The 16,794-nt window shown below is 72.5% G+C and carries 2 protein-coding genes; both read right to left on the bottom strand.

The window, feature by feature from the left end:
- Positions 1-4: 4 nt before the first annotated feature.
- Positions 5-9,496, bottom strand: a complete 9,492-nt coding sequence (locus WMF45_RS44715) for a type I polyketide synthase (RefSeq protein ID WP_437719645.1) — start codon at positions 9,494-9,496, stop codon at positions 5-7.
- Positions 9,497-9,603: 107 nt separating this feature from the next.
- A complete protein-coding gene (locus WMF45_RS44710) occupies positions 9,604-16,782 on the bottom strand; it encodes an SDR family NAD(P)-dependent oxidoreductase (RefSeq protein WP_437712862.1) in 7,179 nt (2,392 codons plus the stop codon).
- Positions 16,783-16,794: the final 12 nt, after the last annotated feature.

Raw genomic sequence — 16,794 nt, 5'->3', positions numbered from 1 at the left:
GTGTTCATTGGCCTGCTCCTGCAAATTGCCGGTCGAAGGACGCGAAGAGCTCCTCGTCGGTCGCCGACTCGAAGGCGCGCCCGGCGGCGGCGCCGGCCCCGGGCGCCGGCGTCGCGCCGGGCGCGCTCCAGGTCGCCACGAGCGCCCGGAGGCGCGCCGTCGCCTGTTCGCGCGCGCCCTCATCGCCCGCGATGGCGGCGAGCGCGCGCTCCAGCCGGTCGATCTCCGCGCCGATCGAGGGTCTCGCCCCGGCGCCCTGGGGGGAGAGCTTCGCGACGAGCCGCTTCGCCAGCGCGCCGATGGTCGGGTAATCGAAGACGAGCGTGGACTCGAGCCGCAGCCCCGTCGCGGCCGCGAGCCGGCTCCCGAGCTCCACCGCGATGAGCGAGTCGAGCCCGAGCTCCTGGAGCGGGCGATCCGCCGGGAGCGCCGTCGCGCGAGCCAGGCCGAGCACGGTCGCGGTCTCCGCGCGGACCACGCCGAGCAGCGCGCGCTCCGCGTCCTCCGCCGGGAGGGCGAGGAGGCGCTGCTGGAGCGGCGAGGGCGCGGCGTCGGACGGCTCGGCGGCGACCTCGAGGGCGCTCCGCGCCTCGTCCAGATCGCGGAGGAGCGGGCGCGGGCGCGCGGCCGAGAACGACGCCGCGAAGCGCGGCCAGTCGATGTCGGCGACCGTGACGTTCACCTCGTCGTGGTCGAGCGCTCGCGCGAGCGCCTCGATCGCGAGCGCCGGGTCCATGGCGCAGAGGCCGCGGCGCCGGAGCGCGCCCTCCGCGCCGGCGTCGCTCGCGAGCATCCCTCCGCCGCCCCAGGCTCCCCACGCCACCGAGGTCGCGGCGAGCCCGAGGGCGCGGCGTTGCTCCGCGAGCGCGTCCAGGAAGGCGTTCGCGGCCGCGTAGGCGCCTTGTTCCCCGCCGCCCCACGTGCTGGCGCCCGACGAGAACAGCACGAACGCGTCGAGCGGATGGCCTTCGAGCAGCTCGTGCAGGTGCTGCGCTCCCGCGACCTTGCCGTGGATCACCTCGGCGACGTCCTCCACCGTCGTCGTGGCGAGCGGCGCGTGCCGCACGATGCCGCCCGCGTGGACGACCGAGCGAACCGGGCAGCCCTGCGCGTCGAGCCGCTCGAGGAGCGCGGCGAGCGCTCCCTTGTCGGCGGCGTCGCAGGCCGCGAGGGTCACGCGCGCGCCGAGCGCGGTGAGCTCGGCGCGGAGGGCGTCCGCGCCCGGAGCCTCCTGTCCGCGCCGGCTCATGAGGACGAGGTGCTCGGCGCCCCGTCTGGCGAGCCAGCGGGCCACGTGGCCTCCGAGCGCGCCGGTGCCCCCCGTGATGAGGATGGTCCCGCGCGGTGCGAAGGCCCGCCGGGCGGGGCGCCCCCCGAGCGGCGCGCGGATGAGCCTGCGCGCGAACGCTCCGGAGGGGCGTATGGCGAGCTGGTCCTCGTCGTCGCGGCCGGCGAGGGCGCCCATCAGGAGGTCGATCGCCCGCGCGTCGAGCTCGGGGGCCACGTCGACGAGGCCTCCCAGGCGCTTCGGCTGCTCGAGGCCGAGCACGCGGCCGAGGCCCCACGCCATCGCTTGACGAGGTCGCGGCCCCTCGTCGCCGTCGCACGCGCGGACGGCGCCCCGGGTGAGGATCCACAGAGGCGCCTCGATGCCTGCGTCGTCGAGCGCCTGCACGAGCCCGAGCGTCCGCGCGAGCCCGGCGGGCAGGATGGGGTGCGTGCGGAAGGGCGCCTCGTCGAGCGCGAGCAGAGAGAGCACGCCGCGGAAGGATCCGCTCTCCGCGCTCGCCGCGCGGAGGCGCGGCGCGAGCGCTCCGCGATGCGCCGCGTCGACCTGGATCTGCGCGACGGTCGCGCCTCGATGGGCGAGCGCGCCGGCGAGCGTGCGTGCGAGCTCCTTCTCGGCCTCGGTATCCCCGATGAGGAGAAGCCAGGCGCCGCCGAGGTCGTGTCGCGGAGAACCCGCGAGGGGCTTCCACACGACGCGGTAGCGCCACGCGTCGATCGTGGTCTGCGCTCGGCGTCGTCGGCGCCACGTGGACAGGCTCGGCAGGAGCGTGGTGAGCGCGGCGCGGCCCACCTCGTCCTTCACGCGCAGGGCGTCGCCGAGCGACGCGATATCCGCGCTCTCGACGGCCCGCCAGAAGTCCGTATCTTCGGAGGCAACCGCGGCCTTGCCGACGTCCGCGGGCGCGGGCGGATCGATCCAGAAGCGCTCGCGCTGGAACGCGTACGTGGGCAGGTCGACCCGCCGCGGAAGGTAGGGGGCGAAGAAGGCCGTCCAGTCGACGAGGTGACCGCGTGCGTGGAGGGAGCCGAGGGCGGTGAGGAGGGTGGGCACCTCGGGCCTGTCCTTGCGCATCGCCGGGATGAACGGGGCCTGGGCTTGTGCTTCGGCCGAGAGCGACTCCTGTCCGAGGGCGGAGAGGACGCCGTGGGGGCCGAGCTCGAGGAAGGTGGAGACGCCTTGGTCCTCGAGGGTTCGGATGCCGTCGAGGAAGCGGACGGCGTGTCGGACGTGTCGCACCCAGTAGTCGGGCGAGCAGAGCTGTTCGGCGGAGGCGAGCTTGCCGGTGAGGTTGGAGACGATGGGGATGCGCGGGGGATGGAAGGTGAGGCGCTCGGCGATGCGGCCGAAGGGCTCGAGCATCGCGTGCATGTGGGCGGAGTGAAAAGCGTGGCTGACGCGGAGCCGTGAGGTCTTGCGACCGAGGGACTGGAAGAGCGCGGCGGCGGAGAGGACGGCGTCGAGCTCGCCCGAGAGGACGGTGGAGGTGGGGCCGTTGAGGGCGGCGATCTCGACGCCGGCGGTACGGTGGAGTGCGGCGAGGACCTCGGGCTCCGCGGCCTCGACGGTGACCATGGCGCCGCCGAGGGGGAGGGCCTGCATGAGGCGAGAGCGGGCGGCGACGAGGGTGCAGGCGTCTTCGAGGGACAGGACGCCGGCGACGTGGGCGGCGACGAGCTCGCCGATGGAGTGGCCGAGCAGGAGGTCGGGCTTCACGCCCCAGGTCTCGACGAGGCGGAAGAGGGCGACCTCGAGGGCGAAGAGGGCGGGTTGGGTGAACGAGGTCTGGTCGAGGAGGGCGGCTTGCTCGGAGCCTTCGGCGGCGAAGAGCACGTGGGCGAGGGGGCGCTCCAGCTCGCGGTCGAGGAGGGCGCAGACGGCGTCGAGGGCGTCGCGGAAGGCGGGGTAGGCGTCGTAAAGGGAGCGCCCCATGGCGGGCCGCTGGCTGCCTTGTCCTGTGAAGAGCAGGGCGAGGCGTGGATTGCCCGAGCTGTGTGCGGTCACGGCATGGGCGGGAGAGCGGCCGTGCGCGAGGGCGTCGAGGGCGTCGAGGAGGCCGTGGGCGCCGTCGGCGACGACGGCGGCGCGGTGCTCGAAGTGGGAGCGCGCGGTGGCGAGGGAGGCGGCGACGTCGCCGAGGTGGAGGTCTGGATGAGCGAGGAGGTGAGAGCGGAGCCGGTCGGCTTGCGCGCGCAGGGCGGGCTCTGACCTGGCGGACAGCAGCACGGGGACAGGCAGGGACGGGTGCGGAGGTCGCTCAGCGGGCGCGTCGCTCGGGGCTTCTTCGACGATGACGTGGGCGTTGGTGCCGGAGAGGCCGAAGGCGGAGACGGCGGCGCGGCGCGGGCTGCCGTCGAGGCGGCGGGGCCATGGGCGGAGCGAGTCGACGACGTCGAGGGGCAGCTCTTGCCAGGCGATGTGAGGATTGCGCGGGTGGGTGTGCAGGGTTGCGGGCAGGGCCTCGTGCCGGAGCGAGGCGACGACCTTGGCGAGGCCGGCGAGCCCGGAGGCGGACTCGAGGTGGCCGATGTTGGTCTTGAGCGCGCCGACGAGGAGCGGCCGGTCGGCGGGGCGGCCTTCGCCGTAGACGGCGGCGAGCGCCTGGACCTCGATGGGGTCGCCGAGGGCGGTGCCGGTGCCATGGCATTCGACGACGTCGACGTCGGCGGGCGTGAGCTCCGCGTCTTCGAGCGCGGCGCGCAGCACTTTCTGCTGAGAGGTCCCGTTCGGCGCCGAGATCCCGGTCGAAGCGCCGCCGTGGTTCACCGCGCTGCCCCGCACGATGGCGAGCACCCTGTGCCCGCGCGCGCGCGCATCGCTCAGGCGCTCGAGGGCGACGACCACGACGCCTTCCCCGCGACCGAAGCCGTCGGCGTGGGCCGAGAACGTCTTCGACCGGCCATCGGGGGCGAGGGCTCGCGTGCGCGAGAGCACCACGAACGACTCCGGCGCGGCGAGCACCTGGACGCCGCCGGCGAGCGCGAAGTCGCACTCGCCGCTTCGGAGCGACTGGCAGGCGAGGTGAAGCGCGACCAAGGAGGAGGAGCAGCCGGTGTCGATCGAGAGCGTGGGCCCCTGCAGCCCGAGCGCGTAGGCGAGCCTCCCTGCCGCGAAGGCGGGCGTTCCCATCGCGGAGTACGGATCGGCCTCCGCGCGCGCCTGGAGGTGCGCGTAGTCGCTCGGACCGATGCCGACGAAGACGCCCGTCTTCGACTCCCTGAGCGATTCCGGCACGACGCCGGCGTCCTCGAGGCTCTGCCAGGCGGACTCGAGCAGCAAGCGGTGCTGGGGATCGATCTGCCTCGCCTCGCGCGGGTTGATGCCGAAGAAGGCCGCGTCGAAGTGATCCACCTGATCCAGCAGGGCGGCTTCGCGGACGTAGCTCTTGTCCTTGACCTCGGGATCGGGGTCGTAGAACGCGCTCGCGCTGAAGCGGCTCTCCGGGATCGGACCGACCGCGTCGAGGCCGCGCTCGAGCGCTCGCCAGAAGCTGTCGACGTCGGTCGCGACACCCGGGAAACGGAGCGCCACGCCGACGATCGCGAGCGGCTCGTCGCCTCGAAGGCGCGACGAACACGCCGTGCCTCCGCTCGCCCCCGCGGACGCGGTGACGATGCCGAGCGAAGCGAGCAAGAGGATCGCGACGTGCTTCGGCGAAGGGTGATCGAAGGCGAGCGTGGCGGGGAGGCTCACGCCCGTGGCCTTCTGGAGGCGGCGCCTGAGCTCGACGGCCATCAGCGAATCGAGCCCCATATCGAAGAAGCCTCGGGTGGGCTCGACGACGGAAGCGTCGGCGTGGCCGAGGATCGCGGCCGTCTCGCTCCGCACGAGCCCTTCGACGCGTCGAAGCCGCTCCCCTTCCGCGAGCACGCCTAGCTCTGCGATGAGGGCGGGCGAGCCTTCGCTGGCCGGCGCTCCGGCGAGGGTCGCCAGGACCCGCTCGGCGTCCGGCAGGTCGCGGAGGAGCGGGCGTGAACGCGCGGCGCTGAACGCGGGAGTGAAGCGAGCCCAGTCGACGTCGGCGATCGTGATGGCGGCCTCGTCGAGGTCGAGCGTCCGCGCGAGCGCTGTGAAGGCGAGCGCGGGGGCCATCGTGACGAGCCCGCGGCGGCGGAAGTGATCGCGAAACGCCTCCTCCGCGCCAGCCGGCGCCTCGCCGTGGTCGGCGTCCCAGATCCCCCAGGCGATCGACGTGGCCCGGCGACCTCGGGCGCGGCGGTGCTCGGCCAAGGCGTCGAGGAAGGCGTTGCCGGCGCCGTAGACGGCCTGGTGCTTGTTCCCCCAGATGCCGACGACGGACGAAAACAGGACGAACGCGTCGAGCGGCCTGTCGGCGAGCAGCTCGTCGAGGTTCCGTGCCCCGGCGACCTTCCCCTCGGCGATCGCCGCGAGCTCCGACGGGGTGGTCTCGCGGAGGACCTCCGCGCGCATCGTCGTGCCCGCCGCGTGGAAGACGGCGCGGAGCCTGGACCCGCCTTGGTCGAGCTCGTCGATGAGCGCCGCGAGCGCCTCGCGATCGGCGACGTCGCACGCCGCGAAGGTCACGCGCGCTCCGAGCGCGCGGAGCTCGGCGTCGAGCTCTGGGGCGCCGGGGCTATCGAGGCCGCGCCGGCTCGCGAGCACGAGGTGCTCGGCGCCGCGCGCCGCGAGCCAGCGCGCGAGCTGCATCCCGAGCGCGCCCGTGCCGCCCGTGACGAGGATCGTTCCCGTCGGCCTCCACGCGCCGGAGGGCGCGTCCTCGCCGAGCGGCGCGCGCACCAGCCGCCGGGCGAAGAGCCCTGTCGAGCGGAGCGCGATCTGGTCCTCGCCCGTGCGGTCGCCGAGCGCGGCGACGAGGTGGTCGAGCGCCCTGCCGCCGAGCGGGCCGCCGACGTCCACGAGACCTCCCCACAGCTCCGGGTGCTCGAGCCCGACCGCGCGACCGAGGCCCCACGTGAGGCTCTGCAGCGCTTGCGCGAGCGCGTCGGAGCGACCGACGGACACCGCGCCGCGCGTGAGCAGCCAGAGCGCGGTCTCTGTCCGCGTGTCGACGAGCGCCTGCACGAGCGCGACCGTGCCGGCGACCCCGCTCGGCACCGCGGGGTGATCCGGGAGCGGGCATTCGTCGAGCGCGAGCAGCGAGAGCACGCCGCGCAGCGGTGTCCCCTCGGGGCTCGCGTCGCGAACGCGCGCAGCCAAGCTCGCGCGGTCCAGCTCTCCGTCCGCGAGCTCCACGGCGAGGACCCGGGCGCCGCGCTCCTCGAGCGCGCGGTGGAGCTTCGTCGCGAGCTCGTCCCCGCGATGGGACGCCGGGACCAGGAGCAGCCAGGTGCCGGACACGTCCCCTGCGGCCAGGTTCGGGAGGGGCTTCCAGACGATCCGGTAGCGCCAGGCGTCCGTCGTCGCTTGCTCGTCGCAGCCTCGGCGCCACGTCGACAGGCCGGGAAGGAGCCGAGCGAGCGCCGATCGATCCCCTTCGTCGTCGAGGTGAAGCGCCTCGGCGAGCGCGCTCACGTCGGCTCGCGCGACCGCGTCCCAGAAGCGCGCGTCCCGAGGGGCGGCAGGCGCGATGTCGGCTCCTTGGAGCGCGCGGGCTTCAAGCCAGAACCGCTCGCGCTGGAAAGCGTAGGTCGGCAGGTCGACGCGGCGCGGGTGGTAGGGGCCGAAGAACGCCGCCCAATCGACGCGCATCCCGCTCGCGTGAAGTTGGCCCAAGGAACGATGCAAGCGCTCGAGGTCGCCCTCGTCGCGGCGGAGCGAGCCCCCGACGGCGGCCGAGACTCCGGCGCTCTCGATCGACTCCTCCAACGCCAAGGCGAGGACCGGATGGGGGCTCACCTCGAGGAAGAAGCGATGGCCGTCGGCGAGGAGGCGCTTCGTCGCGTCCTCGAAGCGGACCGTCTCTCGCAGGTTCCGGACCCAGTATGCGGCGTCGAGCTCGGCGCCGCTCAGCACGCCTCCCATCACGGTCGAGTAGAGCGGCAGCGCGCAAGCACGCGGCGTGATGCCGGCCAGCTGCCGGGAGAGGTCGTCGCGAATGGCGTCGACGTGCGCCGAGTGCGAGGCGTAGTCGACGCGCACCCGCTTCGCGAAGATCTGCAGCCGAGAGAGCTCGGCGAGCAGGGCGGACAGCGCGTCCGGCTCGCCCGCGACCAGCGTGGACCGCGAGCTGTTGATCGCGGCGAGGGAGATCGCGCCGTCGAAGCGGGCGAGGTGTGGCTCGAGCTGGGCGGCTCCGAGCTCCACGGCGGCCATGCCTCCGCGACCGGCGATCTTCGTCAGGGCCCGGCTCCGCAGGGCGACGACCTTGGCCGCGTCTTCCAGCGACAGCGCGCCGGCCGCGTAGGCCGCCGCGATCTCACCCTGGCTGTGACCCACGACCGCGTCGGGGCGCGCGCCCATGGAGCGCCACAGATGCGCGAGCGAGACCATCACGGCGAACAGGAGCGGCTGAACGACGTCGACGCGGTCCAGGGCGGGCGCGGCCGCTTCGCCGCGGAGGACGGCGAGGGGGGACCAGTCGACGTGGGGCGAGAGGGCGCGCGCGCACGCGTCGAAGTGGCTCCGGAAGACAGGCGACGTATCGAGCAGGGCGAGCCCCATCCCGGCCCACTGCGAGCCTTGCCCAGGGAAGACGAACGCGACCTTGCCGCCGAAGGTGCTCTGACCCTTCGCCGTCGAGCTGGTAGAACCACCCTTCGCGAGGGCCGCGAGCGAGCTCAAGAAGCCCTGGCGATCGCGAGCGACGATGACCGCGCGGCGGTCGAAGTGCGCGCGCGTCGTCGCGAGCGAGAACGCGACGTCGACGAGATCGAGATCGGGCCGCGCCGTCACGTGCGTCAGGAGGCGCGCGGCCTGCGCGCGGAGCGCGCCCTCGCTCTTGCCGGAGAGGAGCATGGGCAACGACGTCGGCGGCGCCGCCTCCGACCGTTCGACGGCGCCCGGCGGCGAAGCGCTCGGCGCTTCCTCGAGCACGACGTGGGCGTTGGTCCCTGACACCCCGAACGAGGAGACCGCCGCGCGACGCGGCTCGGCGCCCTTCGGCCACGGGACCGCTTCCGTGAGCAAGCGGACCGTGCCCGAAGACCAATCGACGTGAGGCGAGGGGGCGCTCACGTGCAATGTCTTTGGCAAGACGCCGTGCTCGAGCGCGAGCACCATCTTGATGACGCCGCCGACGCCCGCAGCCGCTTGCGTGTGAGAGACGTTCGACTTGAGGCTACCGAGCCAGAGCGGCCGCTCGCTCGGGCGGGCCTGCCCGTAGGTCGCGATCAGCGCCTGGGCTTCGATGGGGTCGCCGAGCGGCGTTCCGGTGCCGTGCGCCTCGACGGCGTCGACGTCTCGCGCGGAGAGCTGGGCGCTCTCGAGGGCCTGACGGATCACGCGCTCTTGGGCCAGACCGTTTGGCGCCGTGAGCCCCTGGCTCTTCCCGTCCTGGTTGACCGCGGAGCCACGGAGGACGGCGAGGATGGGGTGCCCGTTTCGCTTGGCGTCCGAGAGGCGCTCCAGGAGCAACAGGCCGACGCCCTCGGCCCAGCCGGTCCCGTCGGCGGCGGCGGAGAATGGCTTGCAGCGCCCGTCGCGCGCGAGCCCGCGCTGGCGGCTGAACTCCACGAAGCTCGACGGTGTCGCCATGACGGTCACACCGCCGGCGAGCGCGAGCGCGCACTCGCCCTGACGGAGCGCCTGGACCGCGAGGTGGATCGCGACGAGCGAGGAGCTGCACGCGGTGTCGACCGTGACCGTCGGGCCGTGGAAGCCGAGCGTGTAGGCGATTCGACCCGAGGCGACGCTGGGCGAGCTCCCCATGCCGAGATAGCCCTCGAGATCGTCGGGGACGTGAAGCAGGCGTGCGCCGTAGTCGCTGTACATGACGCCGGCGAACACGCCTGTCTGGCTCCCGCGGAGCGACGTGGGGTCGATACCGGCTCGCTCGATCGTCTCCCACACGGCCTCGAGGAGCAGCCGCTGCTGCGGATCGATGGCGAGCGCCTCGCGCGGGCTGATGCCGAAGAAGGACGCATCGAACTGGTCGGCGTCGTGGAGGAACCCTCCGTGCCGTACGTAGCTCTTGCCCTTGGCTTCGGGGTCGGCGTCGTAGAGAGCATCGACGTCCCAGCCGCGGTTTTCGGGGAACGACGAAACGGCGTCGCGACCGCCCGCCACGACCTGCCAGAGGTCTTCGGGCGTCTCCACGCCGCCCGGGAAGCGGCAGCTCATCGAGACGATCGCGATCGGCTCGCGCTGCTTTTCCTCGAGTCCGCGGAGCTTCTCGCGGGTCTGGTTCAGCGCCGAGACGACCCGCTCGAGGTATGCGCGCAGCTTCTGCTCTTCCGTCATCGGCGTGCCTCGGCCTCAAGTTGCTTGTCGATGAGCTCGAACAATTCGAGATTCGTGGCGCCACGGAGGTCTCCCTGGACCAAGGCAGCGGCGTGCTCCTCGCCGTCCGTCCATTTCGAGAGGATCGATCGCAGCCGCTTCTTCAGGACCTCGCGTTGCGCGTCGCTCACGCGGCGCTTCGACAGGGCGAGCTCGAGCCGATCGAGCTCCGACAGGCCGCCGTCGTCCTCGAAGAGGCCGGTCAGGACGCGCCCCGCCATGGCGTCGCACGTCGGGTAATCGAAGAGGACCGTCGCGGGGAGGCGCAGGCCGGTGGTGGCGGCGAGTCGATCGCGCAGCTCGACGGCGGTGAGGGAGTCGAGGCCGAGCTCGCGCAACGGGCGATGAACGTCGATCGCGTTCGGGCCGAGGGCCAGCACCGCCGCGATCTCCGCGCGGACGAGGTCGCGCAGCAGCTCGTGGCGCGCCTCGGGCGACAGCGGCTCGAGCCGCTGCTTGAGCGAGACCGTCGAGCCCGCGCTCGCGTGGGCCGCCCGGCTCGGCGCGGGTCCGACGAGCATACGCAGAAGAGGCGAGATTCTGTCCTCTCGACGGCGGAGGGCCTCGATGTCGAGATCGACGGCGGCGAGGAGCGCCTGAGGGTGTTCGAGGGCGGCGTCGAAGAGCGCGAGCCCTTCGACGGAAGAGAGCGCGCGGATTCCTCCTCTCCTGATGCGAAGGAGGTCGGCTTCGCTCAGGTTGGCGGTCATGGCCGACTTCTCCGCCCATTGCCCCCACCCGAGGGAGACGGCCGGGAGCCCCTGCGCCCTCCGGCGAGACGCGAGGGCGTCCAGGAACGTGTTCGCCGCAGCGTAGTTGGCTTGTCCCGCGCCGCCGAGCAGACCCGAGATCGAGGAGAACAGAACGAAGGCGGCGAGATCGGAGCCCCGCGTGAGCTCGTCGAGGTGGGCGGCCGCGTCGACCTTGGCGCCGAAGACGGACCGGAGCTGCGCGGGCGTGAGCGCCTCGAGCACCGTGTCGTCGACCGCTCCCGCGGCGTGGACCACGGCGGTCAGAGGGCGCTCGCCGGGGATGGAGGCGAGGAGCGCGCGAAGGGCGTCGCGATCCGCGATGTCGACGGCCGCGACGTCGACGGCCGCGCCCATCGCCTCGAGCTCCTGTCGCAGCGCTTCGGCGCCGGGCGCAGAGGGTCCCCGACGGGAGACGAGGAGCAGATGCTCGACGCCATGCGCTCGAACGAGGTGCCGAGCCACGAGCGCGCCCAGGGCGCCGGTCCCCCCGGTGACGAGCACCGTCCCGTGCCCATTCGGGCTACGCGGCGTCCTGCCGGCGTCCGGCGACAACCGCTTCAATCGCGGGACCAGCCGGCGACCCTCACGGAGCGCCAGCTGGGGCTCTGCGACATCGAGGGCGCCGGGGAGCGCGCGTCGCGAGGCATCGCTGCGATCGAGGTCGACCAGGAGGAGGCGTCGCTCCGGGTGCTCCGTTTGCGCGGAGCGAACGAGGCCCCAGATCGGCGCATGAACGAGGCCCGGAACGTCTTCGTCCGGACGCGCGGCGACGGCGCCCTCCGTCACCACGACGAGCCGGCTGTCCGAGAAATGCGGATCAGCGAGCCACGCTTTGATCAGCGCGAGCGCCTCGGACGTGGCGCGGTGGGCCTCTGCGGCGAGCTCCTCGCTCGAGCCGATCGGGAGATCGGGAGCGTGAGCGACGAGGAGGACGTCGGGCACGGCCGCGCCTCGCGCTACCGCCTCCTGCAACGCGCCGAGCGTGGCGTAACGCTCAAGGCGGGGCGCTCTCAGCGCTGCGGCCACGCCGGAAGGGTCCGCGCCGAGGAGCGCCCACGTGCCGCCCGCGCGCCCCGTCGAAGCGTGCTCCACCCAGCTCACGCTGTACAGCTTTCTCGCGCCTCGGCTCGGCAAGAGCCGCTCGACGGGCGCTCGGCACGTCGCAAAACCCTCGATGAACGCGACCGGGGCGCCGGTGGCGTCCCACAGCGTGATATCGCCGCGGGTGGTGCGCTCGCCTCCGCGCCGCTCGTCGCCTCGCGCGAGGTACTCGGCCCAGCTCGGCGCAGCTTCGCGCCCATCCCACACGATGCGCTCCACGGCGAACGGCAAGAAGGTCGGCGAATCGGGCTCTTCCGCGTGCAGGTGATGGGCGGTGACGCTGAGACCGAACGCGTTGTCGATGAGGCCCGCCGGAATGGGCGCATCGACGCTCGCCACGCCCTCGGGCGCCTCGAGCTGGGCGAGCTCGGACCGCTCCGGCCGGTGGTCGAGGTGACGGATCCAGGACCATCGCGGCCCCCATGTCACGCGTTGAGCCTCGAGGGATCGCCTCAGATCCGGAGCAGAGTCGTGCCCGCGCGCTCCCGCGTCGCTCGGCAGAAGAGCGCGCGGAGAGACATTCTCCTGCCGAGCGGGGGCGATCAGCGCGGTGGCGTGCGTGGTCCACTCGGCGTCGACCCGCGTCGCGATCTGCACGGCGAAGGTCGAGCCCTTCGCGTCGGTCGGGGTGAGGTGAGCGTGCGCGGTGACGCGATCGCCAGGTCCCTCGAACGCGAGGGCTTGCACGAATTGAACGTCGCGGAGCTCGATCGGTTGATTGGGCCAATGCGACTCCGCCACGGCGAGAAGAACCGCGACATAAAAGGCGCCTGGAACGACGACGCAGCCATAGACGGAGTGGTCGGCGAGATAGGGCTGGGCGCCCGGCCCGATTTCGAGCGTGTGGATGGTCGAACCGTCCGGGAGGTCGAGGCGGCTTCCGGACAGCGGGAACCGCCCAGCGCGCGAGCCCGTGGCCGAGACGGCGTGCGAGGGCGCGTCGAGCCAGAACCGCTCGCGCTGGAAAGCGTAGGTGGGCAGGTCGACACGGCTCGGGCGAAGAGGGGCGAAGAAAGCTTCCCAATCCACGTCGAGGCCGCGCGCGTGGAGCTCGCCGACGGCGGCGGTCAGCGAGGCGACTTCGGGGCGGTCCTTGCGCAGGGCAGGGACGAACGCCGCGCGCGCCTCCGAGCGCGCGGACAACGCGTCGGGGCCGAGCGCGGAGAGGACTCCGTGCGGCCCGAGCTCCAGAAAGGTCGAGACCCCCTTGGCCTCGATGGTGCGGATACCGTCGAGCCACCGGACGGTGCGTCGCACGTGGGCGACCCAGTAGTCCGGGGAGCCGAGCTCGCCCGCCGTCGCGACGTCTCCCGTGACGTTCGACACGATCGGGATGCGCGGGGGGTGGAACGTGAGACCTCGAGCGACGCGACCGAGCGCCTCGAGCGCGCCGTCCATGTGGTGGGAATGGAAGGCGTGGCTCGTACGAAGGCGCGATGACCTGCGACCGCGCGTCTCGAACCGCGCGGCGAGCTCGAGCACGGCGTCGGCGTCCCCCGCCACCACGATCGACGCCGGGCCGTTCTGCGCGGCGATCTCGACGCGCGCGCCTCCGCCCTCGAGCTCGGCGCGGACCTCCTCCTCCGAGGCCTCGAGCGTGGCCATGGAGCCGCCCCGCGGGATCGCCTGCATGAGCCTCGCGCGGGCGCCGACGAACGTGCAGGCGTCGGCGAGCGCGAGGACCCCGGCGACGTGAGCGGCGACGACCTCGCCGATCGAATGGCCGGCCAGGAAGCTGGGCTCGATCCCCCATGTCTGGACGAGGCGAGCCAGGGCGACCTCGAGCGCGAACAGGGCCGTCTGGGCGAACGCTGTTTGATCGAGCAGCGCCGCGTCGTCGCTCCCGGCGGGCGCGAACAAGATGTCGCGCAGAGGTCGCTCGAGCTCGCGATCGAGACAATCGCATATCTCGTCGAGGGCCTCGCGGAACGCTGGGAATTCGCGGTAGAGGGCGAGACCCATGCCGGGCCTCTGGCTCCCTTGTCCGGTGAACAGGATCGCGAGCTTGCCGCCCGGAGCCCGGGTTCCGGCGCCGCGCGCGCCGCCCGCTCGTCCGACTTCAGCGAGGCTCTCGAGCAAGCCTGCGCGGTCGTGAGCGACGAGCGTGGCGCGGCGGTCGAATTTCGATCGCGCGTTGGCGAGGGAGTACGCGACGTCGACCAGGGCGAGATCCGGGTGCTCGAGCAGGTGTGCTCGCAGCCGCGCGGCCTGCGCCTGAAGCGCCTCATCGGTCTTTGCGGATAGGACAATGGGTAGCGGGCGCGCGTGGTCTCCTCGCTTTCGATAGATCGCCTCCCACCGCACCTCGAAGCCACGCGCGTGAAGGGCGCCCAGCGTATCGAGCAGGACGGCGCGCTCTTCCTCCTCCCTCCGCAGGGAGGCGACGACGACGGCGGACGCGCCCGCGCGACGCAGGTTGGACTCGATCGCGTGCTTGACCAAAGGGTGCGGGCTCACCTCGAGGAAGACGCCGATGCCCCCGCCAATCAGGCCGTTGATGGCCGTGGAAAACAGCGCCTGGTTCCCGAAGTTGTCCACCCAATGCTGGGCGTCGAATCGCTCGCCGCCCAGGCGCGCGCCGGTGACCTCGGAGTAGACGGGGATCCGCCCCGCGCGCGGGCTCACGCCGGAGAGCGCGGCGAAGAGCTCGTCGCGCAGCGAGTCCACGAGCGGTGAATGCGGCGCGACGTCGATCTCCACGCGCCGGCAGAAGACGCCCTCCCTCTCGAGCGCCTCGAAGAGAGAGTCCAGCGCAGCCGGCTCGGCGGAGACGACCGTCGAGTCGACGCTGTGCTCGATGGCGCGGAAGACGGATCCTCCTCGGCTCGCGAGCGCCGCGGCCGTCTGCTCCCAGGTGAGGCCGACGAGCCCCATCGCGCCCTTGCCTCGCTGGCGCCGGATCACGCGACCGTATGCGCAGATCGTCCGGATCGCGTCTTCGAGCGTGAGGACGCCTGCGACGTGGGCCGCCGCGATCTCGCCCGTGCTGTGGCCGACGACGGCGGCGGGCTCGATGCCCCACGATCGCCAGAGCGCGCTGATGGCGATCTCGATCGAGATGATCGCGGGGAGGCTCCGGTCGATCTCGCCCAGCCGAGACCTCGGCCTCTCGCACGTGAGCTCGTCGAGGAGAGACCAGCCGAGGTTCGCCTCGACGAGGCGGCTGCATTGCGCGAGCTTCGCGCGAAAGACCGGCTCGTTCCGCAGGAGCGATCGACCCATCCCGAACCATTGCGCGCCTTGCCCCGAGAAGACGAACGCCACCTTGGGGGGCGGCGCCGCCTCGGCGGCCGAGAGGCCCGCCCTCGGCTCGCCATCGAGGAACGCGCGGAGCTTCTTCTCGACCTCGTCATGCGTCCGTGCGGTCACGGCGAGTCGATGAGGGGCATGCGCCGAATGCGCCGCCGCAGCGCAGAAGGTCGAGAGAGCCGCCCCACGCTCCATCGCGGTCGACTCCGAGAGGACGCGCCGAACCGCGGCCCGCAGCCCTTCGCGCGTCTCGCCGGAGATGGGCAGCACCTCGGTGCGCGCGTCCTGCCACTCTTGGAGAACGACGTGGGAGTTCGTTCCCCCGAGCCCGAAAGAGCTCACACCTGCCGTCCTCGGGTGCGCCGCCTCGGGCCACGGGGTGAGGTCGCGCTGAACTTGCAGCCGAAGATCGGAGAAAGGGATGTGCGGATTCGGCGTCTCGTAGTTGAGGCTGGGCGGGAGCTTGCCCTTTTGGATCGCCATCGCGACCTTGATGAGCCCGACGATGCCCGCGGCGCCCTCCAGGTGTCCGACGTTGGTCTTCGCCGATCCCACGAGCAGCGGCCGATCGAGCGGCCTGCCCACGCCGAGGATCGCGCCGAGCGCCTTCGCCTCGATGGGATCCCCGAGCGGCGTGCCCGTCCCGTGGGCCTCCACGTAATGCACGGTCGCCGGGTCGATGCCGGCGCGTTCATACGCGACCGTGAGGAGCTCCTCCTGCGCACGCGGGTTCGGAGCCGTGAGGCCGTTGCTCGCGCCGTCGTTGTTGACCGCGCTGCCGCGGATCACGCAGTAGATGGAGTCCCCGTCTGCCACAGCGCGAGAAAGGCGCTTGAGGACCACCATCCCGCCCCCCTCGCCGCGCACGTAGCCGTTGGCCCTAGCGTCGAACGTGAAGCACCGGCCGTCGGGGGAGAGCCCGCCGAAGCGCGCGACCTCGAGCGTGCTCTCCGGGAGCAGGTTCAAGTTGACCCCGCCCGCGAGGGCGACCGTCGATTCTCCACGGCGCAGGCTCTCGCAAGCCAGATGAACGGCGACGAGCGCGGACGAGCAGGCCGAGTCGATCGTCATGCTGGGGCCATTGAAGCCGAGCGTGTACGAGACGCGATTCGCGATGATGCTGCCGTGATGTCCCGTCGTCGTATGTTGCGTGATGGCCTCGGGCCCGCCCCGATGAATGAGCGTCGTGTACTCGATCCAGATCGCGCCGCAGAAGACGCCCGCTCGGGTCCCCGAGAGATCCGCGGCGACGAGCCCGGCGTCCTCGAGCGCCTCCCAGGAGAGCTCCAGGACGAGTCGCTGCTGGGGATCCATGCGGCTGGCCTCCCTCGGGGAGATCCCGAAGAACTGCGGATCGAACTCGTCGACCGAGTCGAGGAACCCGCCTCGAAAGCCGCGCACGGAGCCGTCGCTCGCGCCGGCGTCCGACGACGCCGGGCCGCTCCACCGCCCCTGGGGCGGCTCGGTGATGGCGTCGATCCCGCTCGTGAGCAGGCGCCAGAATGCCTCGGGATCAGGCGCCTTTGGGAATCGGCACGCCATGCCGACGACGGCGATCGGCTCGCTCTCCGGCTCGCGATCCGCGGGGCCGCGCTCGCGCGCGCCGCTCACCAGATATCGCGCGAGCGCTTCGATCGTGGGATACTCCCACGCGAGCGTCGGGGAGAGCTTGCGGCCGAGCGCCCGGGAGAGCTCGGAGAGGAGGCTCACGGCCCCTTGCGAGTCCAGCCCATAGCGGGTGAGCCGCTCGCGGACGTCGATCGACCGGGCATCCACCCCGAGGTGCGCGGCGAGCCTCTCGACGAGCCACGTCTGGACGTCCTCTCCGCTCGAGCCCCCTGCCGCGATGTCTTGCATGGATAAATCCGTTGGAAACGCGATGCTGGTCCGAAGAGAAGATGGGCCCTGTCCTGTGCGCAGGCGCCTGCCCGCGAGCTCCCCGTCCCAGCGCCCATCGAAGAGGAGCGGCCGGCGATTCGCGTCAGGCGAGGCGCGGAGGCCGGTGGTACCTCGCCGAGCCTGGCGAGGTACCACGCCGGTCGCGGC

It is taken from the genome of Sorangium sp. So ce448, assembly GCF_051520915.1.
GTDB classification, from domain to species: Bacteria; Myxococcota_A; Polyangia; order Polyangiales; family Polyangiaceae; genus Sorangium; species Sorangium cellulosum_B.
This window is presented reverse-complemented; position numbering and strand designations above follow the sequence as displayed.